This window comes from Streptomyces sp. NPDC058671 (genome assembly GCF_042716475.1).
Lineage (GTDB): Bacteria > Actinomycetota > Actinomycetes > Streptomycetales > Streptomycetaceae > Streptomyces.
The window spans coordinates 27788-54758 of the sequence record NZ_JBHXSA010000011.1; the positions used below are offsets into that span (position 1 = coordinate 27788).

Below are 26971 nucleotides of genomic sequence, written 5' to 3' on the forward strand. Positions count from 1 at the left end.
GGCGGGGCTGGCCCTCCGGGCGGGGGGGCGGGGCACCCGGGCCCCCCCGGCACGGCGCGGTCGGGCCGGTACGCGCCGGCCGGCGCGTCCCGGACGGGTGTCAGGGGAAGGAGACGACGGTGGACGGCACGGTCGAGGTGCCGGCGGGGATGGTGGAGGCCCCGGTGTTGTTGATGACGTGGTTGTAGTGACCCATGCCGCCGAGGGACACCACCAGGAGGCTGTGGAACTTCACCCCCGGCTTGACGGGTGCCTTGAAGCCGTGGTCCTGGACGATGGTCGGGTCCACGTTGTAGTTGCAGTAGCTGCCCAGGCCCCACGCCTCGTGGGTGTTCACCGAGTCGTCGACCCGGTAGGCGGCGTACCCCTTCGTCGTGCCGTTCTGGATGGCGGCCTGGTTGGGCGCGTCGTACGCCTTCTCGTTCTGGTAGAAGATCGTCCGGCCGCGCTCGCCGTACCACTCGACGTCGTACTTGTTGAAGTGCTCGACGAACAGGCCGGTGGCGAGCACGTCGTCGCCGTTGACCCGGACGCCGTAGTCGGCGCGGTTGGTCTCCCAGCCCCAGCCCTCGCCGTGGTCGGCGCGCCACACCCAGGTGTGGTCGATGATCGCGTCGTCACTGTTCACGACCATGCTGGTGGTGGCCTTGCCGACGTGGGCACCGCCGATGCGGATGTAGACGTCCTGCACGGTGGTGGGGTTGGCGGTGTGGTCCGCGCCGGCGCCCTGCGGCCCGATCTCCAGCAGTGTCGGGGAGTTGACGGGCCCGGCGTCGATCAGGAAGCCGGCGAGCCGGACGCCGTCGACGTCGGCCACCTTCATCGCGGTGACGCCGTTGTCGGGGATGATCGTCGCGAGGCCGAGGCCCAGCACGATGGTGTTGGCGCGGTTCACGTTGATGCTCTGGTCGACGTGGTAGACGCCGGGCGTGAACAGCAGGTGCAGACCCTGGGCCAGTGCCTGGTTGATGGTGGCGGCGGTGGCGCCGGGCTTCACCACGTAGAACTGGCTCAGCGGGATGGACTCGCCCTGCGGGGTGCCGTTCGCCCAGCTGGTGCCACGGGCGTTGACCCGCTTGGCGGGCGCGAACACCTTGTACTCGGAGCCGTCGAGGTACAGGTACGGCTTCTCGCGGGAGATCGGCGTCGTCTCCAGCGTCGTGTAACGGGGCTCGGGGAACGCGTTGGCCGGCGCGCCCTGGACGCCCGAGAAGGTCTGGTTCCACACGCTGTTGGACCAGCCGCCGATGGAGCTGTCCCGGGTGTACCACTGCTGCTGCGAGTAGTTGCCGACCTGGCCGTCGATCTTCGAGTCGGCGATGTAGCCGCCGCTGGCCCAGCCGTAGCCGTTGGGCGCCAGGTTGAGGCCGCCCTTGACGTGCATGCGGCGGAAGGAGGAGGCCTGCGAGACGGCCCACCGGTTCGTGCCGTTGACCGGGTTGAGGGTCAGACCCTCCGCACCCCGCCAGAAGTTCTGCGTGGCGTTGCCGTTGAACCAGCCCGCGTCGACGGTCACGTCACCGTTGATGGTGGTGTCACCCGGGCGCAGGCCGAGGCCGGCGATCTGGGTGTAGAAGCCGATCTGCGCGTTCAGGTTGTTGTACGTACCGGGCTTGAAGAGGAAGGCGTGCCGGCCGGAACCGAACTGGGCCGACTCCTGCTGCTGGAAGACCTGGTCCAGCTTGGCCTGGATGCCGGGCGTGGCAGGGTCGATGACGTGCACGTTGGGGCCGAGGTCTCCGCCGCCGGGCAGGGTCGGGCCGCCGCCGTCGGTGCTGCCGTAGACCTGGAACTCCCAGAGGGAGAAGCCGTATCCGGTGGCCCGGGTGAGGCCGTTCATCCGGATGTAGCGGCCGGTCCCCGAGAGGGTGACGTCGTCGGTGCCTCCGTCACCGGCCGAGACGGACGTGACGGTACGCCAGTCGGTGCCGTTCTCGGAGGACTGGATCTGGTAGCTCTTGCCGTAGGCGCCCTCCCAGGTCAGGACCGCGTGGCTGAGCGTGGCGCTCTTGCCGAGGTCGACCTGGAGCCACTGGGCGTCCTGCCAGGAGCTGGCCCAGCGGGTGCCGGTGAGGTTGCCGTCGACCGCGGCGCTCGCGGCGAAGGCCGGGCCCTCGGTGGAGGAGGCGGTGGCCGTCTTCCCCTGCGAGAGCAGGGTGGGAGCGGCGTGTGCCGTCGTGGCGGGGGCCAGGGCGAGCAGGCTGCCGGCCAGCGAGGCGACGAGTGCGCCGACGGTGGCCCGTCGGACGGCTGAAGCGGGTCGCCGGAAGACCGGCGGGGACCCGACGGAAGACATGGGTCTCCTCTGGATACATGGGGGAAATGTGGGAGAGCGCTCTCCCGAAACCTTGCACGCGGGGCCAGTTGACGGTCAAGGCGTATGACACGACTTTTCTTTTGACTTTCATTAAGTGTCGACGTCAACGACTTCGGGCCACCCGTGGACTGTCCTCCCACCGGACACGCGGCACCGTTAAGGTGCGCAGGTGGGGAATCGAGGACCGACACTGGAAGACGTCGCACGCGAGGCGGGGGTATCGCGCGCGACGGTGTCCCGCGTCGTCAACGGGGTGCGCAACGTGGCCCCCGAGATCCAGCGGACCGTCCGCGACGCCATCGCCCGCACCGGCTACACGCCGAACCAGGCCGCCCGCTCCCTGGTCACACGGCGCACCGGAACAGTCGCCCTGGTGCTCTCCGCGACCGGCAGCGCCTTCGCCGCCCGGGTGTTCTCCGATCCGTTCTTCGGCCGGGTGGTGGACGGCGTCCTCCCGGTCCTGCGCGAGCGGGCCATCCAACCGGTGCTGCTCGTCGCCGAGTCGGAGCAGGCAAGGGCCCAGCTCGTCGACTACCTCCAACGGGGAGGCGCCGACGGCGCCCTGGTGGTGCCGCTCGACGACGAAGACCCGCTGCCGTCCATGCTGGTGGCAGCGGGTCTCCCCACGGTGCTGTTCGGCCGCCCCGGCGACGGCGAACGGTGTGCCTTCGTCGACCTCGACAACGCCGCGGGCGCCCGCCTGGCGGCCGAGCACCTGTGGGCCACCGGCCGACGGCGGCCCGCCACCATCGCCGCCCCGGTCACCGCCCCCACGGCGGGCGAACGCCTGGACGCCTTCCTGGAGACCCTCGCCACCCACGGGGTGACCTCGGTCCCCGTCGCACGGGGCAGTTTCACGGTCGACAGCGGCAGGGTCGCCATGGCCCGGCTGCTTCAGGACCACCCGGGCATCGACGCGGTGTTCGCCGCGAACGACCTGATGGCCCGGGGAGCCTGCCAGTACCTGCGCGAACAGGGGATCGCCGTCCCCGCCGCCGTGGCCGTCGTGGGCTTCGACGACTCCGTCGCCGCACGGAAGGCCCGGCCGCGACTGACCACCGTGCGCCAGCCGGTGGAGCGCATGGCGGCGGCCATGGCGGAACTCCTGATCGAGCAGCTCGAGGGCGGCCCTGCCGACCCCCACCGTGCCTCGAAGGTCTTCGAGCCGCTCCTCGTCGTCCGCGACTCCACCTGACCCGCCGGACGGCGCGCACGACGGGGCAGGCGGTCACGGCGGGTCGGGGACGTCAGCCGGCGGTCGCCTCCCGGTGGGCCCGGACGATGTCCGCGTACCGCCGTCCGCTCGTCTTCAGGGTCCTGCGCTGGGTGGCGTAGTCGACGTGGACGAGGCCGAAACGCTTGTCGTAGCCGTAGGCCCACTCGAAGTTGTCGAGCAGGGACCAGGCGTAGTAGCCGGCGAGCGGGGCGCCCTTGCGGACGGCGCGGGCGCAGGCCGCGAGGTGCTGCTCCAGGTAGCGGGTGCGCTCCGGGTCGTGGACCTCGCCGTCGGGGCCGGCGGAGTCGGGGAAGGCCGAGCCGTTCTCGGTGACGTACAGCTTCCGTATGCCGTAGTCCTCGGTGAGCCTCAGCAGCAGGGCTTCGAGGCCGCCCGCGTCGATCTGCCAGTCCATGCCGGTGCGGGGCACCTCGGGCAGGCGCACCTCGCGGGCGTACGGGATGGGGCCCGCGGGGTCGTCGGCGACGGTGACGGGGAAGTAGTAGTTGAGGCCGTGCCAGTCGAGGGGGGCGGCGATGAGGTCCAGGTCCCCCTGCTGCTCGGGGAGTTCGACTCCGTACACCTCGCGCATGTCGGTGGGGAAGCCGCGGCCGTACACGGGGTCGAGCCACCAGCGGTTGGTGTGACCGTCCATGCGGGCGGCGGCGGCGATGTCCTCCGGCCGGGTGGAGGCGGGCGCGACGGTGGAGTGGTTGGTGACCAGGCCGACCTGGGCGCCGGGGGCGGCGGCGCGGATGGCCCGGGTGGCGAGGCCGTGTCCGAGGAGCAGGTGGTACGAGGCGCGGACGGCGGCCGTGATGTCGGTCAGGCCGGGGGCCATGCGGCCCTCCAGGTGCCCGATCCAGCCCGAGCAGAGCGGCTCGTTGAGGGTGGCCCACTGGGTGACCCGGTCGCCGAGCCGCTCCGCGACGACGGAGGCGTACGCGGCGAGGTGCTCGGCGGTGGCCCGCTCGGTCCAGCCTCCGTGACTGTCCCGGACCCGGTCCTGGAGGGCCTGCGGCAGGTCCCAGTGGTAGAGGGTGACGGACGGGGTGATGCCGGCGTCGAGAAGGCCGTCGACGAGCCGGTCGTAGAAGTCGAGCCCCGCCTCGTTGACGGGCCCGTCGCCGCCGGGGACGACGCGGGGCCAGGCGACGGACAGCCGGTAGGCGTCCGTGCCGAGGCCCTTCATCAGGGCGACGTCCTCGGGCCAGCGGTGGTAGTGGTCGCAGGCGACGTCACCGTGGTCGCCGTTGTCGATCGCGCCGGGCACACGGGAGAAGGTGTCCCAGATGGAGGGGGCCCTGCCGTCTTCCGCGACGGCGCCCTCGATCTGGTAGGCGGAGGTCGCCGTGCCCCAGGCGAAGTCCGGAGGGAAGGCCTCCAGGTCGAGCGAGGCGAAGGCGTCGGCGTCGGGGGATTCGGGCACGGGGAACCTCTTCGTGTTCGGTGTGGAGAGGAGCGTCGTCGGTGCGGGAAGGGACATCACTTGACCGCACCCGCGGTGAGGCCTGCGACGAGGTAGCGCTGGAGGAGCAGAAAACCGACGACCACGGGAACGCTCACCACGAGGGAGGCGGCCATCACCTGGTTCCAGTACACGTCGTTCTGGGTGGCGTAGCCCTGGAGGCCCACGGCGAGGGTGCGGGTGGCGTCGTTGGTCATGACGGAGGCGAAGAGGACCTCGCCCCAGGCGGTCATGAAGGCGTAGATCGCGACGGCGATGATGCCGGGCGTCGCGGCCGGGATGATCACGCGGAACAGAGCTTTGATCGGTCCGCAGCCGTCGACCTTGGCCGCTTCGTCCAGTTCGCGCGGGATGGAGTCGAAGTAGCCGGTCAGCATCCAGATGGAGAACGGCAGCGAGAAGGTCAGATAGGTGAGGATCAGACCTTCGCGGGAGCCGAACAGGGCGATACCGGTGGCGTTGCCGATGTTGACGTAGATGAGGAACAGCGGCAGCAGGAAGAGGATGCCCGGGAACATCTGCGTCGACAGCACGGTGACGGTGAAGACCTTCTTGCCGCGGAAGGTGTAGCGGCTGACCGCGTACGCGGCGAAGATCGCGACCACCACCGACAGCACCGTGGCCGCGCCCGCGACGACGATCGAGTTCAGGAAGTAGTCGGCCAGCGGCACGGTCTCCCAGATGTCGAAGTACGGCCGCAGCGTGAACCCGGACGGGATCCACTCGAACTTCCCCGAGACGTCCTCAAGCGGTTTGAGCGAGCTGGAGACCATCACGTACACCGGCAGCACCACGAAGACCGTGAGCACGGTGAGGAAGATCCGCCGGGTCCACAGGAACGACCGGGGCGCGGCCATCGGGGAGCGGGGGACCGGCTGGGCGTGTCTAGACATCGGATGTCTTCCTTCCGCGGGTGGTGAGCAGGAGGTAGACGCCCGTGACGACGAGGAGGAAGAGCAGCAGCAGCACGGACATGGCCGAGCCGGTGCCGAAGTTCCACGTCTGGAAGGACGACTGGTAGATGTGCAGGGAGATCAGGTCGGCGGCTTCGGGAGCGGCCTTGCCGAAGAGCACGAACGGCGTGTTGAAGTCGTTGAACGTCCACAGGAAGAGGACGAGGACGAGGACCTGGTTGACCGGCCGCAGCGACGGCAGGGTGACGTGGCGGATCTGCTTCCACACGCCGGCCCCGTCGAGGGCGGCCGCCTCGTACATGTCCCGGGGGATGTTCTGCAGCCCCGCCATGACGGTGAGGAAGGCGAACGGCCAGCCCTTCCACACCGAGACGACGAGCAGGGCCCAGAAGCTGTTGTCCCCGATGAGCCAGAAGGCGGGGCTGTCGCCGATGCCGAGCTGGTCGTGCAGGACGTGGTTGACCAGGCCGTTGTCCCGCTGGAACATGAACGCCCACGTGATGACGGCGGCGTAGACGGGCAGCGCGTACGGGACGAGGAAGAGGGTCCGCAGGATGCCGCGGCCGCGGAAGTTCTCCTGGAGGAAGATCGCGGCGGCCGTACCGAGGAGCCAGCACAGCCCCACGGACAGCACGGTGAACATGCACGTGGTCAGGAAGGACTTGAGCAGTGCCTGGCCGACGGGCGCGTCGAAGTCGATCGCGACGGTGTAGTTGTCGAGCCCCGACCAGGGCGCCTCGGACCAGTTGCGGATGTAGAACTGGGTGAGCTCGCGGAAGCTCATGGTGATGCCCATGAGCATCGGGACGAGATGGACGAGGAGTTCGAGGAGCAGGGCGGGCAGGAGCAGGAGGTACGGCAGTGCGATGCGGCGACGCCCGGAGCGGCGTGGGGTACGCGCCTCTCCGGGTGTGGCCTTGCGCACCGTCCGCTCACTCGGGGGAGTGACGACGGTTTCGGTCATGGTGAGGCGGCCTACTTCTTGGGCATCTGCTGCTGGGCCTTTTCGAGCTTGGCCTTCACGGACTCCGTGGTGACAGCCCGGCCCGCGGCGGCGTCGGCGAACAGCTCCTTGACGGCGGTGCCGACGACCGTCTCGAACTGCGACTCCTCGGGGACCTGCGGCAGGGCCGCGGCGCTGGAGGCGAGGGTGTCACGGATGACGGCGAGCCACGGGTCGGCGAACACCGGGTCGTCCTGCGCGGACTTGACCGGCGTGACCGAGCCGTAGGCCTTGTTGAGGAGGATCTGCTCGTCGTCGCTGGTCATGAACTTCACGAACTTCAGCGCGCCGTCGAGGTTCTTGGTGTTCTTGAAGACGGCCATGTTGATGCCGGCGACCATGGAGTTGGTCTGCTTGCCCGGGCCGGGCTTGCCGGACGGGACCGGGGCGGGTACGACGCCCCACTCCTCGGGGGTCATGCCCTGCGATTCGAAGGTCTGCGACGGGGTCTGCCACAGGACCATGCCGGTCTTGTTCTTGGCGAAGTCACTGAGGGACTGGTTCTGGGCGTACTCGGCGTTTCCGGGCGCGACGATCTTCTGGGCGGCCATGAGGTCGACGTACTGCTTGACGGCGGCGACCGCCCCGTCGGAGGTGAAGTCGGGCTTGCCGTCGGCGGTGAAGAAGTCGGCGCCGTGCTGCTTGCCGAGCACGAAGACCTGGTGGATGTTGTTCGAGAGGTTGGAGCCCTCGACGCCGATGCCCCACTTCCCGTCCTTGCTGATCTTCTTGCCGGCGGCGATCAGCTCGTCCCAGGTGGTCGGCGGCTTCGCTATGCCGGCGTCCTTGAACATCTTCTTGTTGTAGTACAGCGCGTACGACATGGAGTAGAGCGGCACGGCGGCCGGGTCCTTGCCCGGTGCGCCGGTGGAGCCGAGCGCGGAGTCGACGAAGCGGCTCTTGCCGCCGATCGCCTCGAAGTTCTTCTCGTCCCACGGCAACAGGGCCCCGGTGGACTGCAGGGAGGCGCTCCAGGTGTTGCCGATGTTGAGGATGTCGGGGCCCTGGCCCGACGTGGTGGCCGCGAGGATCCGGTTGAGCAGGTCGGACCACGGGATCACCTCCAGCTTGACCTTGATCCCGGTCTGCTTCTCGAACCGGTCGAGCTCGGGCTGCAGGACCTTCTTGTCGACCTCGAGGCTGGAGCCCTGGTTGGTGGCCCAGTAGGTGAGGGTCTTCGGCGATGACCCGCTCCCCTCACCGCCGCCGCAGGCGGTGGCGGTGAGGACGAGGGAGAGGGTGACGGCACCGGTGACTGCGGCTCTGACTCTGCGCATGGCTCGTGGGCCCTTTCGGGGACGACGACGGGGGCCGGTGCGGTGAGCGTCTGGAAGCCCCGCCGTCACATCGGCTTAATTTAGGATGTGAGTTAAACCCCATGAGAAGGTCGCGTCAAGGCTTGTCGTGGCGGTATGTTGCAACGAACGACTTCAGAGACGGGGACCCAAGTGCACGCGAGAAGTGGTCGTACGGTGCGTGACCTGCGGCGCGAGAACCGCACCGCCGTCCTGCGCAGGCTGTACTTCGACGGGCCGATGAGCCGCCTCATGCTCGGCCCGGCGACCGGCCTCAGTTCGGGTTCGGTCAGCAACGTGGTCGCCGAGCTCGTGGCGGACGGTCTGGTCGAGGAGGCCGGAAGCGTCGACTCGGCCGGCGGCCGCCCCCGCACCCTCGTACGGATCACCCCCGCCAGCGGCTTCATGATCGGCGTCGACATCGGCGAGACCCGGGTGAGGATCGAGCTGTTCGACCTCACTCTCACCGAACTCGCGCGCGCCGAACGCCCGTTGGCCAGCTCGGGCCCCCGCACGGCCCGCTACGACGTGGACCTCGTCGTCGACCATGTCCGTGAGGGGATCGCGGAGGTGCTGCGGATCGCGGAGGTGCCGGCGGGTCGTCTGCTGGGTGTGGGGGTGGGGGTTCCGGGCATTGTGGCGCGTGATGCCGGTGAGGGTGCGGTGGTGCACGGGCAGACGATCGGGTGGGACGCGGTGCCGTTCGAGCGTCTTCTGCGGGCGGCGGTGGAGTTGCCGGAGGAGGTGCCGTACTGGATCGACAACGGTGCCAAGACCCTGGGTCAGGCGGAGATGTGGTTCGGGGCGGGGCGGGGGGCGCGCAGTGCGGTGGTGGTGCTGTTCGGTTCGGGTGTGGGTGCGTGTGTGGTGACCGATCCGCTGGGGCCGGGCCGGGCGGTGGAGTGGGGTCATCTGACGGTCCGGGTGCGGGGGCGTCGCTGCCGGTGCGGGGCGCGGGGTTGTCTGGAGGCGTACGCGGGTGCGGAGGCGTTGCTGGAGCGGTGGCGGGAGGCGGGGGGTGTGCCGCCGTCGGGCGCGGACGAGGAGACGGCGCTGACGGCGATGCTGGCGGCCGCGTACCCCGCCGACCCGCAGGCGGCGCCGGACGTGACGGCGCTGACGGTCCTGGAGGAGACGGCTGAGTACCTCGGCGCGGGCTTCGCGGACCTGATCAACCTCTTCCAGCCCGAACGCATCCTCGTCGGCGGCTGGGCGGGCCTCCAGCTCGGCACCCGCTTCCTGGCCACCGTCACGGGCTACGCCAAGGACTACGCACTCACGTACCCGGCCAGCCGCACCCAGATGGGTCTGGGCACCCTCGGCCCGGAGGCGGTCACGGTCGGTGCGGCGCTGCTGCCGCTGGTCGACTTCTTCGCCCAGGGAGGCCGCCGCCCCGAGACCCGGCCCACCGCCCCGGCCCCCGCCTGGCAGTCGGCCCTCCAGGACCGCGTGTCCACCTGACGCACTCGTCGACCCGACGCTGCGCCCTCAGGCGTCCGGTGTGTCGTACCCCCGCCGTACCATCGCGGCCGTACCCGCACCGGAGGATCCGCACATGCCCCGCACCACCCCGCCGCGCCCCGTCGACATCGAAGCGCTGTTCCCCGCCCTGGCCTCCCACCGGAGGACGACGACCAGGCTTCACCCCCGACGGGGCACGGCGAAGCCGGAGGAGAGCTCGGTGGCGGGGCCGCTGCTGTGGCCGGCCGACGAACCGTGGCCGACGTGCACCTCCGTCCACCGCAAGGGCAGAGGGCATCTGCTGTCCGACATTCGACTCCGCCGGCGCATCGAGGACGAGGCCAGGGGGCGGGACTGCACGGCCGAGGAGCGACGGCTCCTCGACGGGATGACACGAGGCACCCACGCCCCGGCGCTCCGCGACGACGATCCGCTGCCGATGCTGGCCGTCGCCCAGCTCCACACCCGGGACGTGCCGGACCTCGTCGCCCCCGAGGGACACGACGTGCTCCAGGTCTTCTGGTGTCCTTTCGAGGTCCACGGCCCGAACCGCACCATCGACGTGACACTGAGATGGCGCCGCTCGGCCGATGTCGGCGCGGTCCTCACGCCGCAGCCGGAACCGCCGGTCGCGGGCCGCGAGGAGTGCGTCCCCACCTCCTGCGTCGTCCACCCGGAGCAGGTCGTCGAGCACGAGTACCTCGGGCTGCTCGACGAAGGACTCCAGGGGGAGATCGCCGCGTGGGAGGAAAGCCTCCTGGGCGAGGAGGACGACGACGATGATGACGCCCCGTACGACGGAGACGACACGGGCCATTCCTCCGTGAGCTACGCGACGTACGAGGAGTACGAGGCCGCGATGGCCGCCGCCCGTGCGCGGGAGCCGGAGGAGCTCGACTACATGAGCGACCTCTCCGTCGCCCCGGGCTGGAAGGTCGGCGGCTTCGCCTCCTGGCACCTGACCGACCCCGCCCCGGTGGACTGCGCGGCGTGCGGGACAGCGATGCCGCCCCTTCTCACCGTCGACGCGACCGAACGTGACGGTGCCTCGGGGAGCTGGCTTCCGAGGGAGGACCGTGACGCGGCGGACGATCCGGCGGTGGTCGACCCGGTCGGCGTCCACCTGGGTCGCGGCCTGATGCGCGTCCACACCTGCCCGAACGACCCGAACCACCCCCACCGGCTCAGCTTCCAGTGACCTGAGGTGCCCCTACCGGTGGACGCGCTTGCCCAACCTATCGAATATCGATAGATTGTTATCGTTGCTCGATCGAAGGGGATGTGATGGGGAAGCTGATGGTGCTGGCGCTGCGTGCGGTACTCGCGGTGCTGTTCGCCGGTTCCGTTTTCGTGGAGGCGGTGATGGTTCCGCTGCTCGCGATCGACCTGGAGGAACTGAAGCCGGAGTACGCGTACCTGCGGACACCGCTGCTCGTGCTCATGGTTCTGGGCCTGCTGACGGCGCAGACCGTCCTGTTCTCCGTGTGGCGCCTGGTGACGATGGTCCGGCGGGGAACGGTGTTCTCCCCGGCGGCCTTCCGGTACGTGGACGTCATCACCGGCGCCTTCGCGGTGGGCGCCGTCCTGGTGTTCGCGTTCGCCGTCGTCCTGGCACCGGGGGAGGCGGTCGCCCCGGGCATCGTCCTGCTGATCTGCGGCGCGAGCCTCGCCGTGCTCGGCATCGCACTGATCGTGCTCGTGCTGCGGATGCTGCTCGCCCAGGCCGTCGCGCGTGACGTCGAGGCGGCACAGATGCAGGCCGAACTCGCCGAGGTGATCTGATGCCGATCGTCGTGGACATCGACGTGATGCTGGCCAGGCGCAAGATGTCCGTGGGGCAACTCGCGGAGCGCGTGGACATCACTCCCGCCAACCTCGCCGTACTCAAGAACGGCCGCGCCAAGGCCGTGCGCTTCACGACGCTCGCCGCCCTGTGCGAGGCGCTCGACTGCCAGCCGGGAGACCTCCTCCGCTGGGAGGCGGAGGACACGGCCGACGCGATGGCGACGGTCGGCGAAACACCTCAGGGCGACTGACGACCGCGCGCCCCACGCCGTCCTCCCGGCGTGGGGCACGCGAGGTGCCCGGACGGCCGACACCCCGCTGTGCTGAAGGTGTCCTTTCCGCGCCCCGGCGACATCCACGAGCCGGACGCCCTCGCCGCGTGTCCGACGGACCGGGCGACGGCGGTCATGCCGGTCGGCGGTGAGTGCCGGGGCCGCCATGGCGAGCGTCACCGTTCGTCACGCAGTCGCAGAAGATACGCCGCCGTCAGCGCGACCGCACGGTCCGCGTCATGCGACAGTTCCACGAGGGCCTGTGACGCCGTGGGTCCCGGGATGTCCGCGAGCGCCTGGGTCAGCCGCACGCGCGCCGGCGCCCCGACGGTGTCCGCCGCGAGACGGTCGACGAGCCCGGTGGCGATCTGATCCGCCGTCGCGGAGTCGCTCGCGAGGAAGCTCAGCGCGTCGGCCGCGTCGGTGTCGTTCCTTCCCTCCACGACCATGTCGAAGAGCGTCGGGACCGCGTCGAACACCCCCCGTGTCCCCAGTGCCAGAGCCGCATACCCGCGTACCACCGCGTCGGGGCTCGCGAGGACCTCGCGCAGCCGGGCGGCGGCCTCGGCCCCCGGCATCGCGGCGAGAGCCTGCACGGCGCGACTCCGCACCGCGGCCACCGACGAGCCGAGGCCCTCCGCGAGCGGCGCCGTACCGCCGTCGCCCGCTCGCGCGAGGGCCCACCGAAGCGTTCCGGCGACGACCGGATCCGCCTCGCTCAGCACCGCCTCGACGAGGGCGTCCACCGGCACCGGAACCTCGTCGACCGACGAGAGCGCCGCGCGCTGCCGTGCGTCGGCGCTCTTCGACCTCAGCGCCTGGAGGAACGCGACGACCTGGAGGACGTCGTCCCAGGCGGCGGGTTCCGCCGCGTCGATCCGACGGAGTTTCGTCAAAAGCTCCGTCTCGGCCGCGATCCGTTCCCGCGTCTGACGGACCAGGTCGGCGACGAGCACCGAAGGCGTGAAGCCGGGATCATCGAGCGCGCGCCCGATCTCCCGCAGCGAGAGCCCCAGCGACCGCAGGCTCTCGATGTGGAAGATCCGCCGGATGTCGTCGCCGGAGTACTCCCGATAGCCGGAGCCCGTACGGCCCGAGGGCCGCAGCAGACCCAGCGACTCGTAGTGCCTGAGCATGCGGGCACTGACCCCGGACCGTCGCGCCACCTCACCGATCAACACGCCCCATCATCCCTCCTGGCCCGGTCCGTCCAGCGCCACGACCCGCTTCGCCTCCTCGATCGCGAACTCGAAACCGGCCTCCGGGTCCCGCAGCAGGCGTTCCGTGGCGAGCGCGTGCGCACGCACACGCCGGTCGGAGTCCGCCGTCGCCGCGTGCAGAGCCGGTGCGACGACGTCACCGAGCGCGATCAGCGCCCGGCTGAGACTCAGCTGCGTCTCCCGACCACCGCGCCCCAGTTGGGTCGCCAGCACAGCGGCGAGCCCGGACTCCTCGCCGTCCGGTACGAGCACGACCGCGGTCCGCCAGGCGCTCCGCGCCACGTCGTCGTCGCCGTCCGTCAGCAGCGCCCGCGTGATCGCCGGCCACGCCTGCCGGTCCCCGATCTTGGACAGCGTGTGCAGCGCCTGGCTCCGTGCCTGGGCACCCTCCGAGCGGAGTTCACTCAGCAGCGCGGGGAGCGTCAGGGACACCGGGTGGCGGGTGAGCGCCCAGGTCAGCATGTCGCGGACGAAGAACTCCGGCTCGATCGCGCTCCGCTCGACGAGCTTGTCGACGAACCCCGGGTCCGGCGTCGTGCCGACCGCCAGCGCCGCCCGCAGCCGCACGGAGGAACGTTCGTCCTCCAGGGCCCGGCGGGCTCGTACGAATTCCGTGGTCTGACCGGTCATGGTCATCGGGACCACCTCCTCGGCACGCAGTGAAGTCCTTGTCACCGTGTCAAGGTCAAACGCGGGCCCGCTCCCGGGAGGAACGTCGCGGGGAAATGGAGCGGGTCCGAGGGCGTAGCCTGCCCTCGGACCCTGTGAGTGCCGCTCACATCACACGCCGGCACACTTGAGGACCCGGGTCATTCGTCATTGCGTCGCGTCCTGCCTTTGGACCACCGCCGATCGAGCTCGGCGGACCAGATTCGAACTGGCATTTCGACGCACCAGGGCCCGGGCCCGGTCGATCCGGCGATGAGCGGCGCATGCTGAGTCTGGAGCAATAGTCTGAGATTGACCGCGGTCTGCCTCTGCCTGGTTGGGCCATCCCGGCGGGAAGTGCCGGGAGGAGGACTCGAACCTCCACTGGAACCGCGGATGTCACGACAAGGCTCAGCTTCAGCTTTGCGCTCCTCGCGCACCCCGGCCGCTTTCCGCGGCCGGGGAGCCTGGGGTGTCCCCGCTACCCGAAGAGGTAGCCGAAGACGGCGTCGCCGACCCGCTGGTCGGTGACCTCGGCGCTGTTGGCCTCCTCACGGGCGAACTTCACCGCCTGCTGGAGCTTCTCCACCCGCTCCAGCAGTTCGTTGACCCGCCGGGCCGGCAGCGCGCCCGAGAACTTCACCGTCGTCCAGTACCCGACCGGTACGTCCTCGTAGTAGACCTCGACCTGCGCCGGGTGCTTGTCCGTCGCCTCCGCCTTGACGTGGTTGCGCGGCACCTTCTTCGTACGGACCGTGCGGACGACCTCCGTCTTCCACGCGTCCGTCGAAGGGTCCTGCGTCCACGACTCGGCGGCGTCCAGCACCGGAAGCTTGCGGACGAAGGTGTTGATGTCCGTGAGCTGCTTCTCCAGGAAGAGGAGGTACGCGACGGGCGCCTGCCCCACGAGCACGCGTCCGTCGACCGTGACGTCGGCGCGTGCCTCGCAGTTCGCCCAGTCCTTGGTGGCCGTCACATCGAAGAGACGGGTCAGCGCCCGCGCGGTGTCGCGCAGCACGTCCTCGCCCTTCACCTGCACCAGGGTCGACTCCGGCGGAAGCTGCTCGCCCTCCTCGTCCTTCGGCTGGTACGTACGGGAGATGCCGGCGAGCAACGCGGGCTTCTGCAGGCCGTGGTGTGCCGCCGTCAGGTCCTGGTGCGCCCGGGACTTGACGCCCTTCTCCACTGCGATGATCTGGTTGAGTTTCGTCGCCACGTCGCCGACCCTAGAACGAAGGCCGTGGTCGGTCGAACGGTTTTTTCCACGGGGCGTGTCCGGTCGAGTGGGGACGCCGGGAAGCGGGCGGGGCGTCACCCCGCCGGTGCGACATCCGCCCACAGAGCCGCCGCGTCGGCCGAGAGCGGCGCGAGCCCTCCACCCGTGGCGGTGTCGCCCTCGTCCCACCACATGCCCTGACCGGACGCCAGGACACGCCCGTCGTCACCTGCCTGCCAGCGGCCGCGCAGGACGTAGAACACGCCGGCATGGTCGAACGGCGGGACGAGCGGATCGGTGACCCGGCGCACCGGGGCGGTCCAGCGGCCGCGCCGTACCATGATGTTGAGCACCCGGCAGGAGCCACTGGGGAGTTCGGCGGTGACGTCGAGGTCACCCGCGAACGCGAACGGTTCGCCCGCCCGAACCGGCATGCGTTCGAACGCTCCCGGGCAGGACAGCCGTACGCCGTCCCCCGTCAGGAGCGTGAGCGTCCGGTCGACTCCGGGGAACGTCGAGAACGGCCCGTCCCGGTCGATGTCGGCGACGCTCGCGCGCCACCCGAAGTCCTCGCTCCCCACCGGCCGGCAGACGATCTCCCTGGTCGCGCCACCGCCGTTGCGCCATCCACCGGCCGTCAGGGTCTCGACATCGAAATAGCGCACGGGCGGTCTCCTGACCTGCGTCGGTACGGGTGCGGACCACCCCTGAGCGGCGCCGTCGGCCGCGACGCCTCCGCCGGTGGCGACGGCGTCCGCGTCCCGCTGCGACCGGCCGACGAAGTCTATGCACGGGGACGCCGGGCGGGCCCCCGTACCGCAGGCGGCTGGTACGGGCCAGGATGCCGGGCCCGCGGTCCCACCGGCCGCGACATCAGCATCAGCCTCGGGCCTGCCCTGATCTCGGTCCGGATGGGGGGCAACCTTCCGGGGGACGTGTGAGTCTCCTGAACGATCACGTCGTGATCGGACCTCGAGGAGAACATCATCATCGCCATACGCAAGACCCTCACCGCCACCGCAGTAGTCGGCGCGGTCCTGACGGGCTCGGCAGCCTGCGGCACCGTGGAACAGCTGTCCGCCGGCAAGAAGCTGGACCAGGCCTTCGAGAAGCTCGGCAAGGAGAAGTCCCTCTCCTTCGAGTTGGACCTGGACGCCGACGCCGCAACCCTGAAACAGCTGGACGCCGGGTCGGACCCGGAGCCCGGCGAGGAGATCCCCGACGAGGCGGCCGATCTGCTCGGTGGCGCGAAGGTCAGCGTCACGGTGGAGTCCAGGAAGGCGATCGCCGAGTCCGAGGAGAAGGACTTCGTCGGTATGGCCATGAAGGTCAGCAGCGCCGACGGTGACCTCGTCGAGTACCGGGTCGTCGGCGACTACACGTACGTCCGGTCCGACGTCGAAGCCCTCACGAAGGCGATGGGCGCCCCGATGCCGCCCGCCGACGAGCTGCCCCCGGAGGCAGGGGGCCTCAAGAAGGCCCTGGAGGGCCAGTGGGTCAAGTTCAGCACCAAGGAGATGGAGAAGTTCGGCCAGGAGATGGGTGCGGGGTCCGCCACCGAGCCGTCCCCGGAGCCCACGCTGGACGCCAGGACACAGAAGAAGCTCCTGGACGCCCTGCGCGAGGTCGTCGCCCGTGAGGTCGACTTCAAGACCGCCGGGGGAGAGGACGGCACCGAGCACATCACCGCCACGGCCCCGTTCCGCACGCTGGTCACGGAGCTGTTCGGCGAGATCCGCCCCCTCGCCAAGGACCTGCCGCCGGGCATGGACCTGCCCTCGGACAAGGATCTGAAGGACGCCCCCGACACCGAGGTCACGGCCGACTTCACCCTCAGGAACGGGGAGTTGACCGAGGTGTACGTCGACCTCGCCAAGCTGGCCGAGAACACGAAGGTGAAGAAGTTCGGCCTGGTGCTGAAGATGAGCGGAGGCACCAGGCCCACGGCCCCGGCCGGAGCCACCGAGCTGGACCTGGAGGAGATCCTGGGCGGCTTCGCGAGCGTCATGGTCCCGGACGAGAAGTCCAGCGAGGGGTGATCCCGGCCCGGGGGTCGGGGAGCCCGCGTTGCGCGGCGCTCGTCGGACGACCGGCGCACCCGCCCGGGGCGACGCCACGTGCTCAGGACCAGCGCCCGTCCGAGACGGACGCACGAGCGAGCCACCGAGCCCCGGCACTGGCACCGGGCGCGCCGCCCACGCCGGTACCGCCCGCGAGTCCCTCCCGCCGGACGCCGGCGGGAGGGACCCGGGCCTCTGGGTACGCGTACTCATGTGCCGACCCGGCCCCCCCGGCCAGGATGGAACGCATGGACCTTCCCGTCGCCCCCGTGGCGTTCGACGATTCCGTACGGCCCCGTGCCCGTCGGGGCGCTGACGCGGGGACTGCCGTGGGGCTGCTGTTGTTCGAAGTGCTCGCCCTGCTGGTGGCCTTCGGCCTGTGGCTGGTCTCGGGGGTGAGCCTGGACCCGGGCAGGACGGCACGGCCCGACCCGGTGGGCGGCTACCTCGTCGCGGCGGGCGTGGTCGGGGCTCTGGCCGCCGTGGCCGCCGCGATCGCGGCCAGGTCCCGTGCGGTGGTGACGGCCTGGTCCCAGTGCTTCCTGGTCGTCGTGGTGGCGGTGGGGGTCGCCGGCGGGGCGACGGTCCAGCAGCACGAGCAGGGGCCCGGCCGCCCCGCCCCCGCGTTCACCGGGGAGACCGGATGCCGCAGCGGCGGGGACAACAGGGAATGCGCGGGCACGGGCGGCTGAACGAAGGCGCCGTCCGGAACGTGTGAGCCGCCAGGCCGCCCTGACTCAGCGGAACTCGTGGACCACCTGGATCTCACCGACGATGTGCGCGTTGAAGTCGTCCAACTCCTCAGCCGGAACCCAGAGCTCGAGGATCGTCCGCCCACCGGCCCGCTGGACGGGGTACCGGCTCAGGAACTTCGACTCGACCTCGAATCGGGTGACGAAACCGGCACCGCTGTGCTTCACGTTCCAGTCCCTGGCGATCTTGATCGCGTAGTCCTCGTCGAGGACGGGGTAGAAGATCGGCTGCTCGGGGAGCCGGGGCGGCCAGGCACGCCAGTCCAGCTCGCGGACCAGATCCAGCTCCTGGGGGCCGGTGGGGCGCCAAAGGGTCCTTGTCGCCTGGTGGCTGGTCATGTGAAGGGCTCTCTGAACGGGGGAGGCCGCTGGTACGGCTGGTCTGAGACCGGAAGATACCGGCGTCGGGGACGCGACAGCTACGGGGTTTCGCGGGTCCCCGGGGGGTGGCACGGGTCGGGCGGTCGGCCGGTCCGGCACGGTGGCCATAACCCCCGACGGGCAGTCAGAGGGCGTTCTGCGCGGACCCCGTACGAGGACGGAGTCCCAGCGGCCTCCTCGGACCCCGTACGAGGACGACGGGGTCCCAGCGGCGTGGAGGGCGTGCCCACGAGTGGCACGCCCCCCGGCCGCCCGATGCCCTGGCCTGTCCGTCCGCCCGCGGAGGGGGCCCCACGGCCCCGGCGTGGGGCCCTCAGCCCGCCGAACCGGTGGCGCGCCGTGTCCACCACCGGGGGCGGGTACGGGGGTGCACCGCGCGGCCCATGCGTCGTCCTACGACCAGGTAGCCCAGGAGCGCGCCCGCGGTGTTGAGGACGACGTCGTCGATGTCGAAGGCGCGTCCGGTGATGAGGGCGCCCTGGATCAGCTCGACGATCAGCATCGTCCCCACCGTGAGCAGCCCGACGCGCACCATCCCGCGCGTCCTGCGCGACAGGAGCGGCAGAAGGATGCCGAACGGCACGCCCAGGGCCACGTTCCCGCCGAGCTGCTTGACCGTCTCCACAAAGCCGGGCTGCTCCAGGTAGGCACGGATCGAGCGGCCCGGCGTGAGGTTGCTGTGGGTGAGGGACACGGAGGCCGGCGACTCGTTGAGCGTGAGCCCGGCCAGAACGATCGCGAACCCCACCATGCCCACGAGAGCGACGAGCGCGACCAGCACCCGGACCACCCGGTTGGGCCCGCGCCGTGGGGTCTCCTCCCCGGCGCCTTCCGGCGCGACCTCGGGCGGGGTGCCCCGACCGGCGTGGTGCGCCTCCGCCCCCGGATCCTTCGTCAGCTCACCCCTGGCAGCTCCGTTCCCGGCCCTCCTCCCGGAATCCGTCCTCCCGCCCTTCTCGTCCTCGTACACCGGGCCTGCCGCAGCCTCTTCGCTGACCCGGCTTCCTCGCCACAACTTCATATTCGTCCCCCAGCATCGGCCTTCTCAGAAAGATGCGACTACCCGGGAAGCCGCCCGGCAACCCGAGGCCCGGAGCCGGACGCGGGCGCCACCCGCACCGAGGGCGTACAGGCGCGCCACGCCACCGGCCACACGCGGCGCTCCCCTCACAACCGGGCCTGAAAAAGCGGGGGTTCGAGCGCAGCCGAGAATGACCGCGGCATGGCACGGGCACCAGACCCCCATGCGAGACGAACGAGACAGCCGAGACGACCTGAACGACCCGAACGACCTGGACGCCACTGAGAGCAGACCCTCGCGCCGGAACCAGCGAAGCGGCCGCCGCGCCCGAAGATGGCCTGTCGTCGCCGCCCTGCTCCTCACGCTCTCCCTGGCCCTGCTTCTCCTGCCACGCCTCTTCCACCTGCCCGGCCTTGGCGACCTCTTCGGATCCGAGACCCAGGACCGATCCGGCCCCGCCGTGCTGAAGTCCATCCAGGACATGAACCGCCACGAAGGCGCCGCCGGCACGTACCAGGTCGTGGTGGACCTGGAGAAGGACGCCCGGTTCCTGCCCGACGCGATCCGCGGCACCCGCACCTTGTACGTGGCCACCGGCAGTGTCAGCGCGTACGTCGACCTCGCCGGCCTCGGCCGCGACGCCGTCACCATCGACGAGAAGCGCACCACCGCCACGCTCCGCCTGCCGCACGCGCGGCTCGCCGAACCCTCGTTGAACCCCGAACGGTCCTACGCCGTCTCGAAGCAACGGGGCCTTCTCGACCGGCTGGGCGACCTCTTCTCCGACAACCCCGCCAACGAACACGCCGTCCACACCCTCGCCGCCCAGCACATCGGCGAGGCCGCCCGCGAGAGCGACATCACCACCCGCGCCGAGCGCAACACCACCAGCATGCTCCAGGGTCTGCTCCACGCCCTCGGCTTCGAACAGGTCACCGTCACCTACACGTGAGCCGGGAGGCGTGAGCCCCGGCGTAGCCCCCGGGTGGCGGAGCGAACCCGTGGGCTCGGCGGTCCGGTGGCGGCCCCCGGCCGGAGCGAGCGGTGCGGCAGCCACCCCCACCTCAATCCCGCAGGTGCGGAAGGAGCCGGTCCGGAGTGAGCGGCAGTTCCCGCAGCCGTACGCCCACGGCGTGGTGCACGGCGTTCGCGATCGCGGCGGCCGTCCCGACGATGCCGATCTCCCCGATCCCCTTGCTGCCCATGGGATTGAGGTGAGGATCCTCCTCGTCCAGCCAGTGCGCCTCGATCGCGGGCACGTCGGCGCAGACGGGGACGTGGTACGAGGCCAGGTCGCGTTCCGCGAAGTCCCCGAACGCGGGATCAAGGGTGCTGCCCTCGGTCAGCGCCATGCCCAGGCCCATCGTCATGCCGCCGATGAACTGCGAGCGCGCCGTACGCGGGCTGAGGATCCGGCCCGCGGCGAAGACGCCGAGCAGTCGCCGGACGCGTACCTCGCCCGTCACGGTGTCCACCTCGACCTCCGCGAACTGCGCGCCGAACGCGTGCCGCGCGTACGGGGATTCCCGCCCGGCCTCCTCCGTGGTGTCGGCCGACGCCGTCAGGCCCTCGGGCGGGAGCGGCCCGGAGTGCGCGCGCAGCATGCCGGCCAGGGCCGTGCAGGCCTGGTGGACGGCGAAGCCCCAGGACGAGGTCCCCGAGGAGCCGCCCGCGAGCGGAGCGGTCGGCAGCGCGCTGCTGCCGAGCTCCACGCGCACCGAGGCCGCGGGGACACCGAGCGCCTCGGCGGCGATCTGCGCGAGGACGGTCCGCGCCCCGGTGCCGATGTCGGTGGCGTTGAGCCGTACGAGGTGACTCCCGTCGGGCGCGGCGTGCGCGGAGGCCGTCGAGGGGCTGAGGAGGTACGGGTAGGTGGACGCGGCCACGCCGGTGCCGATGAGCCGCTCATCCCCGAACCGCTCGCCGGTCCCTCGTGCTCCTCCCGTCCGGCCCGCGCCGGGCCGGGGGTCGCGGTCCGCCCAGCCGAAGAGCCGGGCGCCCTGCCGCAGGCACTCGGCGAGGTTCCTGCTGCTGAACGGCCTGCCGCTGTCGGGTTCGGTGACGGGCTCGTTGCGCAGCCGCAGTTCGACCGGGTCGATGCCCGTCGCGACCGCGAGCTCGTCCATGGCCGTCTCGAGGGCGTACATGCCGGACGCCTCGCCCGGGGCCCGCATCCACGAGGGGGTGGGCACGTCGAGGGCCACCACCCGGTGGCTCGTACGGCTGTGGGGCGAGGTGTACATGGTGCGGGCGGGAGCGGCCGCCTGTTCGACGAACTCCTTGACCGTCGACGTCTGGGTGACGACCTCGTGGGCGAGGGCGCCGATCACACCGTCGGTGTCCGCGCCGATGCGGACGCGTTGCACGAGGGGTGCGCGGTGGCCGACGGTGGCGGCGAGGTCGCGGCGGGGGAGGACCAGCTTGACGGGCCGCCCGAGGTGCCGGGAGGCCATCGCGGCGAGGACGACCTGCGGCCGGGGGGTGCCCTTGGAGCCGAAGCCGCCCCCGACGTACGCGGAGACCACCGTGACGCGTTCCCCGGGCACCCGGAGGAGCTGCGCGAGGACGTCCCGTACGGTCGTGGCCCCCTGGCTGGAGTCGTACACCGTCAGGTCACCGTCCTGCCACCACGCGGTGGAGGCGTGCGGTTCCATCGGATGGTTGTGCTGGGCGGTCATGGTGTAGGTGGCGTCGACGCGTACCGTCGAGGCGTCGAAGGCGGTGTCGAAGTCGCCGCGCTCGCGCAGCGCCGGATGGCCGCCGTTCGCCTCCTCGGGGGCGTAGAGCCGGGGATGGTCGGCGGGCGGCCCGGGGTCGTGGTCCTCGACGACGTAGTCGATGCGCAGCTCGTCGGCGGCCGCGCGGGCGTTCTCCGGCGTGTCGGCGAGGACGACGGCGACGTACCAGCCTTGGTGGGGGACCCGATCGTCCTGGAGCAGCGCCAGGGTCGGGTCGTCGCCTTCGCCGAGGCGGGGCGCGTTCTCGTGGCTGAGGACCGCGAGGACGCCGGGCCGCCGCAGGATCTCGTCGGCGTGGACGGCGGTGACCCTGCCGCGCGCGACGGTGGCGGGCACGGGGACCGCGTGGACACAGCCGGGCGGGGTGTGCTCGGCGGCGTAGCGCGCCGCGCCGGTGACCTTCTGCCGCGCGTCGCGGCGCACGGCGCCGGCGCCGACGTCGGACACGAGCGGGGGCGAGGGCTGGGGCGGGGGAGCCGGGGTCATGACGGCCTCCTCAGGGGCGGGACGCGAGATCGGTGAGCACACGGACGGCGAGGCCCCGGGCGAGCGGCACCTTGAAGCCGTTGTCGCGGAGCGGCCGGGCCGCGGCGAGTTCGGCGTCGACGGCACGCGTGTACGTCTCCCGCGTGGCGGGTGCTCCGCGCAGGATCTCCTCGGCCGCGCGGGCCCGCCAGGGTTTGTGGGCGAGGCCGCCGAAGGCGAGAGCGGCGTGGCGGACGACGCCGTCCTCCACCGTCATGACGGCGGCGACGGAGGCGAGCGCGAAGGCGTACGAGGCCCGGTCGCGGGCCTTGAGGTAGGCGCTGCGGGCCCCGGCGGGCGGGGGGAGCGTCACCGCGGTGACGAGCTCACCTGGGCGGACGACGGTGTCCTGCTCGGGCCGGTCACCGGGCAGCCGGTGGAAGTCGGTGACGGGCACGGTGCGCTCCCCGTCGGGTCCGAGCAGGTGCACCCGCGCGTCGAGGCAGGTGAGGGCGACCGCCATGTCCGACGGGTGCGTGGCGACGCACTGCGCGGAGTGCCCGAGTACCGCCAGGTCGCGGTGGACTCCCTCGCGAGCGGGACAGCCCGTGCCCGGTTCGCGTTTGTTGCAGGGCTTGGAGGTGTCCTGGAAGTACAGGCAGCGGGTGCGCTGGAGGAGGTTTCCCCCGGTGGTGGCGGCGTTGCGCAGTTGAGCGGAGGCGCCGGCGAGGAGCGCCTGCGACAGCGCGGTGTAACGGGACCGTACGACGGGATGGACGGCCAGGTCGGTGTTGCGCACGGTGGCCCCCACGCGCAGGCCGCCGTCCGGTGTCTCCTCGACGTCGTCCAGCGGCAGCCGGCTGATGTCGACGAGGAACGGAGGGCCGGCCACCCCGAGCTTCATGAGGTCGACGAGGTTGGTGCCGCCGGCGAGGTACTGGGCCCCGGGGTGGGCCGCGTACGCGGCGAGTGCCTGGTCGGCGCGTTCGGCACGCAGGTACCCGAAGGGCTTCACGACGCGGCCTCCTCGATGGCGTCCACGATGTTCGGGTAGGCACCGCAGCGGCAGAGGTTGCCGCTCATGCGCTCCCGGATCTCCTCCGGGGTGAGGGCCGCCGGGCCGCCCCCGTCCGGCTGGTCCGGTGGCGTCACGTGCGAGGGGTGCCCGGCGGCCGCCTCGTCCAGCATGGCCACGGCCGAGCAGATCTGGCCAGGCGTGCAGTAACCGCACTGGAGGGCGTCCCGGGCGACGAACGCCTCCTGGAGCGGATGGAGCCGACCGTCCTCCGCGAGGCCCTCGACCGTGGTGACGGGCTCGTCGCACGCCACCGCCAGCACCAGGCAGCTGTTCACGCGCCGCCCACCCACGAGCACCGTGCAGGCACCGCACTGCCCGTGGTCGCAGCCCTTCTTGGACCCGGTGAGGTCCAGGTGCTCTCGCAGGGCGTCCAGGAGGGTGGTGCGGTTGTCGAGGTGCACGGCGTGCGTGGTCCCGTTGACCAGGAGTGAGACGGGCGACGCGAGGCCCTGTGGTCCTTCCGCCCCGCCGTCGCGTACGGCCGCGCTCCGGCTGGTCCCTTCGGTACGGTCCACGGTGCTCGCTCCTCCGGCGGTGACTCGGGTGACCTTCTGCCCGACATCCCCTTCCCCCCCTCCTGCGCCCCATGTCCGCCTGTCCGCCGAACGGCGCAGGGTCGTCCCGCGGCGGACAGTTCGCCGTCACCCGGACGGCGGCGCCCATACCGGGGTGAACCGCCCCCGCCGCGGAATAAAGTGATCGCGCTCGACACCACCTGTGATCAGGTTGTGACGCAGTCAGCTCCAAGATGTGCGGATGTCTCTACTCGGCTGGCAAACGCAACGGCCCGCACCTACGACACCGAGGTTGCGGTTGGCAAAACATGACGAAGCATTCACGCAAACACGACGAGTACGTCTCTGGAGTGCGCGCCGAGCTTCTGGACGCGTACCGGACGGGCGTGCCCGACCGGGACGACCACGACCGCACCCCCTGCCCCTACTGCCGGGCACTGGAGGAAGCCGATACAGCGGCCGCACGCCGAGACAAACGAAAGACGAAAGGGTGACGGGCGGTCTCCCGTCCCCGGGGACGCACTCGTCGAGGCCTCCGTACGGGAGCGGCGTCCTGGTCCTTCGACGGTCGGACGCTCCCTCGGCGAAGCGAGCGCGCTGAGACGCCGACCACTCGATCGCCCCGGTTGATCCTTTCGCGGCGGGGTAGCGAAGCGGCATGGCCACCGACAACGCACCCACCCCTGCGACCGGCTACGTGCAGCCCGACATCGACGTCCGGACACTGGCCGCGGTGCTCGACGGCGAGCACGCCGAGATCCGCGACCTCGTCCGGACCAACCTGGCCACGTACGCCTCCATCCTCGAGGAGGCCGACGACCTCGGCATCGACGCGTTCCGCGAGCGGGTGCGGGACGTCGTCGTCGAGATGGCCGCGACCGGCCAGACGGGCATGGGCTTCCCGGAGGCTTACGGCGGGGGCGGTGACGTCGGAGCGTCGATCGCCGCGTTCGAGACGCTGGCCTTCGGGGACCTGTCGGTACTGGTGAAGAGCGGTGTGCAGTTCGGGCTCTTCGGTGGCGCGATCCTGCACCTGGGCACCGAACGTCACCACGACCTCTACCTGCCGGAACTGATCACCGGGGAGCTGATGGGCTGCTTCGCGATGACCGAGACCGGACACGGATCCAACGTGCAGGCACTCGGCACGGTCGCGCGGTACGACGCCGAGCGACAGGAGTTCGTCATCACCACCCATGGCGACCAGGCACGCAAGGACTACATCGGCAACGCGGCCCGGCACGCCGAACTGGCGGTCGTCTTCGCCCAGCTGGAGGTGGGTGGGAAGTCCGAGGGCGTACACGCCTTCGTCGTGCCCGTCCGGGTCGCGGGGGAGGTGGCGCCGGGCGTCCGGATCGAGGACGACGGCCGCAAGATGGGCCTCAACGGCGTGGACAACGGGCGCATCTGGTTCGACGGTGTACGGGTGCCACGGGAGGCGCTCCTCAACAGGTTCGCCGACGTCAGCCCGGAAGGCGTCTACGAGAGCTCGATCGAGAACCCCGACCGGCGCTTCTTCACCATGCTCGGGACGCTCGTGCAGGGCCGTGTCAGCGTCGCCGGTGCCGGGGTGAACGTCGCCAAGGTCGCCCTGGCGGTGGCCACGAAGTACGCCGTGCGGAGACGGCAGTTCGCAGCGGCGACGGACGCCGAGGAGCAGGTTCTCCTCGACTACGGTCTGCATCAGCGCCGACTGCTGCCGCTGATCGCGCGGACGTACGCCCTGCACTTCGCGCAGGACGTGGTGCGCTCGCAGCTGCACGACGTCTTCTCCGGCGCCGAGGACGACGCGCGGGCGCGGCGGCGGCTCGAGTCACGGGCCGCCGGCCTCAAGGCGCTGGCCACCTGGCACGCCACCCGGGTCGTCCAGGAGTGCCGCGAGGCCTGCGGCGGCGCCGGATATCTCGCCGTCAACCGGTTCGCCGCCCTCAAGAGCGACAGCGACGTCTTCACCACCTTCGAGGGCGACAACCACGTCCTGCTGCAGCTCGTGGCGAAGGGGCTGCTCACCGATCACGCGAGCGAGTTCGAGGACCTCGACCAGCTCGGCATGGTCCGGTACGTCACCAACCTCGCCGTGGAGACGGTGATCGAGCGGACCTCCGCCCACAAACTGCTCGAACGGGTACGCGACCTGCTGCCCGGCGGTGACGACTGGGACCGGGAAGCCGGTCTGCTCGACTCGGAGTACCAGCTCGCCATGCTCCGCTTCCGGGAGGAGCACATGGTCGCCGGCGTGGCCCGCCGGATCAAACGCGGGATCGACCAGCGACGCGATCCCGGCGTCGTCTTCGGGCAGGTGCAGGACCACGTCATCGCGCTCGCCCGCGCGCACGTCGAGCGGCTGGTGACGGAGGCCTTCGTCGACAGGGTGCGTGCGATGCCCGAGGGCGACGAGAAGGCGGCGCTCGCCCTGCTGTGCGATCTGTTCGCCCTGTCGACGATCGAGGCTGATCGGGCCTGGTTCATGGAGCACGGCCGGTTGACCGTTCAGCGTTCCAAAGCGATCACCCGTGAGGTGAACGACCTCTGCCGCAAGGTCCGGCCCCTCGCGGTCGACCTCGTCGACGCGTGGGGCGTCCCGCCCGAGATGCTGCGAGCGCCGGATCTGGTGGGCTGATCGGGTCGGGGCCGTGGGCGTGGGTGCACCTCCGCGCGCTGGAGTGGTGCCCACAAGAGTCACCGCGTGGTCCACCCGCCGGGTGGGAGCCGCTCAACGGTGGCACCGGCCGAGCTGCGGGGCGGGTCCCCAGGGCCGGCTGCCCGGGAGACCCGCATGCGGTGGCGGAGGTTGCGCAGGGCTCTCTCGCTCAGCTCGGCTGGTCTCCGGTGTAGCGGTAGATGCCGCCGGCGGAGTTGACGCACCAGACGGTGCCGTCGGCGGCGGCACCGATGTCGACCGCGGCACCGGGGATGCCGATCCAGGGGTTGGCGTCGTGGTTGGTGTAGCGGTAGATCTGGTCGGAGGAGTTGACTCCCCAGACGTTCGTACGGGAACCGGCGGTGATGCGGGTCAGGCCGCCGGAGATGTTCACCCAGTTGGTCGAGCCCTGGTCTCCGGTGTAGCGGTAGATGCCGCCGGCGGAGTTGACGCACCAGACGGTGCCGTCGGCGGCCACCCCGATGTCCACCGCGCTGCCCGGGAT

The 26971-nt window shown here is 71.0% G+C and carries 24 protein-coding genes and 1 pseudogene; 9 read left to right on the forward strand and 16 right to left on the reverse strand.

Annotated elements, in window-relative coordinates; genetic code table 11:
- Positions 1-100 precede the first annotated feature (100 nt).
- Complete coding sequence (locus ACFWV2_RS15930) at positions 101-2296, reverse strand: discoidin domain-containing protein (RefSeq protein WP_384405619.1); 2196 nt, start codon at positions 2294-2296, stop codon at positions 101-103.
- A gap of 190 nt (positions 2297-2486) precedes the next feature.
- On the opposite strand from ACFWV2_RS15930, the gene ACFWV2_RS15935 reads away from it, so the two are divergent.
- Entirely contained in the window at positions 2487-3512 is a 1026-nt protein-coding gene (locus ACFWV2_RS15935; protein WP_384405620.1) for a LacI family DNA-binding transcriptional regulator, read from the forward strand.
- Between the two features lie 52 nt (positions 3513-3564).
- On the opposite strand, the gene ACFWV2_RS15940 is transcribed toward ACFWV2_RS15935, so the two are convergent.
- From ACFWV2_RS15940 to ACFWV2_RS15955, 4 genes are read right to left on the reverse strand one after another with little or no spacing between them, the layout of a single operon-like run.
- Entirely contained in the window at positions 3565-5019 is a 1455-nt protein-coding gene (locus tag ACFWV2_RS15940; RefSeq protein ID WP_384405621.1) for a GH1 family beta-glucosidase, read from the reverse strand.
- Positions 5019-5858: a carbohydrate ABC transporter permease gene (locus ACFWV2_RS15945; protein WP_384405773.1), complete on the reverse strand. Its 840-nt coding sequence runs from the start codon at positions 5856-5858 to the stop codon at positions 5019-5021. The genes ACFWV2_RS15940 and ACFWV2_RS15945 overlap by 1 nt, the downstream gene beginning before the upstream one ends.
- Positions 5859-5886: 28 nt before the next feature.
- Positions 5887-6879 (reverse strand): carbohydrate ABC transporter permease, encoded by a 993-nt coding sequence (locus tag ACFWV2_RS15950; RefSeq protein ID WP_384405622.1) that lies wholly within the window; start codon positions 6877-6879, stop codon positions 5887-5889.
- Between the two features lie 11 nt (positions 6880-6890).
- Positions 6891-8195: an extracellular solute-binding protein gene (locus ACFWV2_RS15955; protein WP_384405623.1), complete on the reverse strand. Its 1305-nt coding sequence runs from the start codon at positions 8193-8195 to the stop codon at positions 6891-6893.
- A 135-nt stretch (positions 8196-8330) separates the two neighbouring features.
- Between ACFWV2_RS15955 and ACFWV2_RS15960 the strand changes: the two genes are divergently transcribed.
- The 4 genes from ACFWV2_RS15960 to ACFWV2_RS15975 all read left to right on the forward strand — a co-directional run bounded on the left by ACFWV2_RS15960 (position 8331) and on the right by ACFWV2_RS15975 (position 11710).
- A complete protein-coding gene (locus ACFWV2_RS15960; protein ID WP_384405624.1) occupies positions 8331-9674 on the forward strand; it encodes an ROK family protein in 1344 nt (447 codons plus the stop codon).
- Positions 9675-9768: 94 nt separating this feature from the next.
- Positions 9769-10872: a hypothetical protein gene (locus tag ACFWV2_RS15965; protein ID WP_384405625.1), complete on the forward strand. Its 1104-nt coding sequence runs from the start codon at positions 9769-9771 to the stop codon at positions 10870-10872.
- A gap of 86 nt (positions 10873-10958) precedes the next feature.
- Positions 10959-11456: a DUF2975 domain-containing protein gene (locus tag ACFWV2_RS15970; RefSeq protein ID WP_384405626.1), complete on the forward strand. Its 498-nt coding sequence runs from the start codon at positions 10959-10961 to the stop codon at positions 11454-11456.
- Positions 11456-11710 (forward strand): helix-turn-helix domain-containing protein, encoded by a 255-nt coding sequence (locus tag ACFWV2_RS15975; RefSeq protein ID WP_384405627.1) that lies wholly within the window; start codon positions 11456-11458, stop codon positions 11708-11710. Before ACFWV2_RS15970 ends, ACFWV2_RS15975 begins: the two co-directional genes overlap by 1 nt.
- 197 nt (positions 11711-11907) lie before the next feature.
- Here the strand turns inward: ACFWV2_RS15975 and ACFWV2_RS15980 are convergent, their stop codons facing one another.
- The 5 genes and pseudogenes from ACFWV2_RS15980 to ACFWV2_RS16000 all read right to left on the reverse strand — a co-directional run bounded on the left by ACFWV2_RS15980 (position 11908) and on the right by ACFWV2_RS16000 (position 15480).
- The gene (locus ACFWV2_RS15980) at positions 11908-12912 is read right to left on the reverse strand and encodes a MerR family transcriptional regulator (RefSeq protein ID WP_384405628.1); all 1005 of its coding nucleotides are present in this window, start codon (positions 12910-12912) and stop codon (positions 11908-11910) included.
- Positions 12913-12918: 6 nt separating this feature from the next.
- Positions 12919-13587 (reverse strand): HEAT repeat domain-containing protein, encoded by a 669-nt coding sequence (locus ACFWV2_RS15985; protein ID WP_384405629.1) that lies wholly within the window; start codon positions 13585-13587, stop codon positions 12919-12921.
- A gap of 370 nt (positions 13588-13957) precedes the next feature.
- Positions 13958-14045: pseudogene (locus ACFWV2_RS15990) on the reverse strand.
- 35 nt (positions 14046-14080) lie between these two features.
- Positions 14081-14815 carry a hypothetical protein gene (locus tag ACFWV2_RS15995; protein ID WP_384405630.1) on the reverse strand — a complete coding sequence of 245 codons (735 nt, stop codon included), beginning with the start codon at positions 14813-14815 and terminating at the stop codon, positions 14081-14083.
- Between the two features lie 95 nt (positions 14816-14910).
- Entirely contained in the window at positions 14911-15480 is a 570-nt protein-coding gene (locus tag ACFWV2_RS16000; RefSeq protein WP_384405631.1) for a HutD family protein, read from the reverse strand.
- Positions 15481-15879: 399 nt separating this feature from the next.
- On the opposite strand from ACFWV2_RS16000, the gene ACFWV2_RS16005 reads away from it, so the two are divergent.
- Entirely contained in the window at positions 15880-16854 is a 975-nt protein-coding gene (locus ACFWV2_RS16005) for a hypothetical protein (RefSeq protein WP_384405632.1), read from the forward strand.
- A gap of 269 nt (positions 16855-17123) precedes the next feature.
- Positions 17124-17567 (forward strand): DUF6234 family protein, encoded by a 444-nt coding sequence (locus ACFWV2_RS16010; protein ID WP_384405633.1) that lies wholly within the window; start codon positions 17124-17126, stop codon positions 17565-17567.
- Between the two features lie 45 nt (positions 17568-17612).
- Here the strand turns inward: ACFWV2_RS16010 and ACFWV2_RS16015 are convergent, their stop codons facing one another.
- Together ACFWV2_RS16015 and ACFWV2_RS16020 are read right to left on the reverse strand one after the other, a co-directional pair.
- Positions 17613-17966 carry a hypothetical protein gene (locus tag ACFWV2_RS16015; RefSeq protein WP_384405634.1) on the reverse strand — a complete coding sequence of 118 codons (354 nt, stop codon included), beginning with the start codon at positions 17964-17966 and terminating at the stop codon, positions 17613-17615.
- 355 nt (positions 17967-18321) lie between these two features.
- Positions 18322-19029 carry a VanZ family protein gene (locus ACFWV2_RS16020; RefSeq protein ID WP_384405635.1) on the reverse strand — a complete coding sequence of 236 codons (708 nt, stop codon included), beginning with the start codon at positions 19027-19029 and terminating at the stop codon, positions 18322-18324.
- Between the two features lie 223 nt (positions 19030-19252).
- Here ACFWV2_RS16020 and ACFWV2_RS16025 point away from each other — a divergent pair, with 223 nt between their 5' ends.
- On the forward strand, positions 19253-19981 hold the full coding sequence (locus ACFWV2_RS16025; RefSeq protein WP_384405636.1) for a DUF4230 domain-containing protein: 729 nt from the start codon (positions 19253-19255) through the stop codon (positions 19979-19981).
- A gap of 112 nt (positions 19982-20093) precedes the next feature.
- On the opposite strand, the gene ACFWV2_RS16030 is transcribed toward ACFWV2_RS16025, so the two are convergent.
- The 3 genes from ACFWV2_RS16030 to ACFWV2_RS16040 are packed head-to-tail and all read right to left on the reverse strand — an operon-like array spanning position 20094 to position 23825.
- Positions 20094-22253 (reverse strand): xanthine dehydrogenase family protein molybdopterin-binding subunit, encoded by a 2160-nt coding sequence (locus ACFWV2_RS16030; protein ID WP_384405637.1) that lies wholly within the window; start codon positions 22251-22253, stop codon positions 20094-20096.
- A 10-nt stretch (positions 22254-22263) separates the two neighbouring features.
- Positions 22264-23247, reverse strand: coding sequence for an FAD binding domain-containing protein (locus ACFWV2_RS16035; protein ID WP_384405638.1), 984 nt, complete (start codon positions 23245-23247; stop codon positions 22264-22266).
- The gene (locus ACFWV2_RS16040; RefSeq protein WP_384405639.1) at positions 23244-23825 is read right to left on the reverse strand and encodes a 2Fe-2S iron-sulfur cluster-binding protein; all 582 of its coding nucleotides are present in this window, start codon (positions 23823-23825) and stop codon (positions 23244-23246) included. Before ACFWV2_RS16040 ends, ACFWV2_RS16035 begins: the two co-directional genes overlap by 4 nt.
- 658 nt (positions 23826-24483) lie before the next feature.
- Here ACFWV2_RS16040 and ACFWV2_RS16045 point away from each other — a divergent pair.
- Positions 24484-26445 (forward strand): acyl-CoA dehydrogenase, encoded by a 1962-nt coding sequence (locus tag ACFWV2_RS16045; RefSeq protein ID WP_384405640.1) that lies wholly within the window; start codon positions 24484-24486, stop codon positions 26443-26445.
- A gap of 190 nt (positions 26446-26635) precedes the next feature.
- Here the strand turns inward: ACFWV2_RS16045 and ACFWV2_RS16050 are convergent.
- Positions 26636-26971, reverse strand: a 336-nt coding sequence (locus ACFWV2_RS16050) for a tectonin domain-containing protein (RefSeq protein ID WP_384405641.1), incomplete at its 5' end; no start/stop codon positions are given.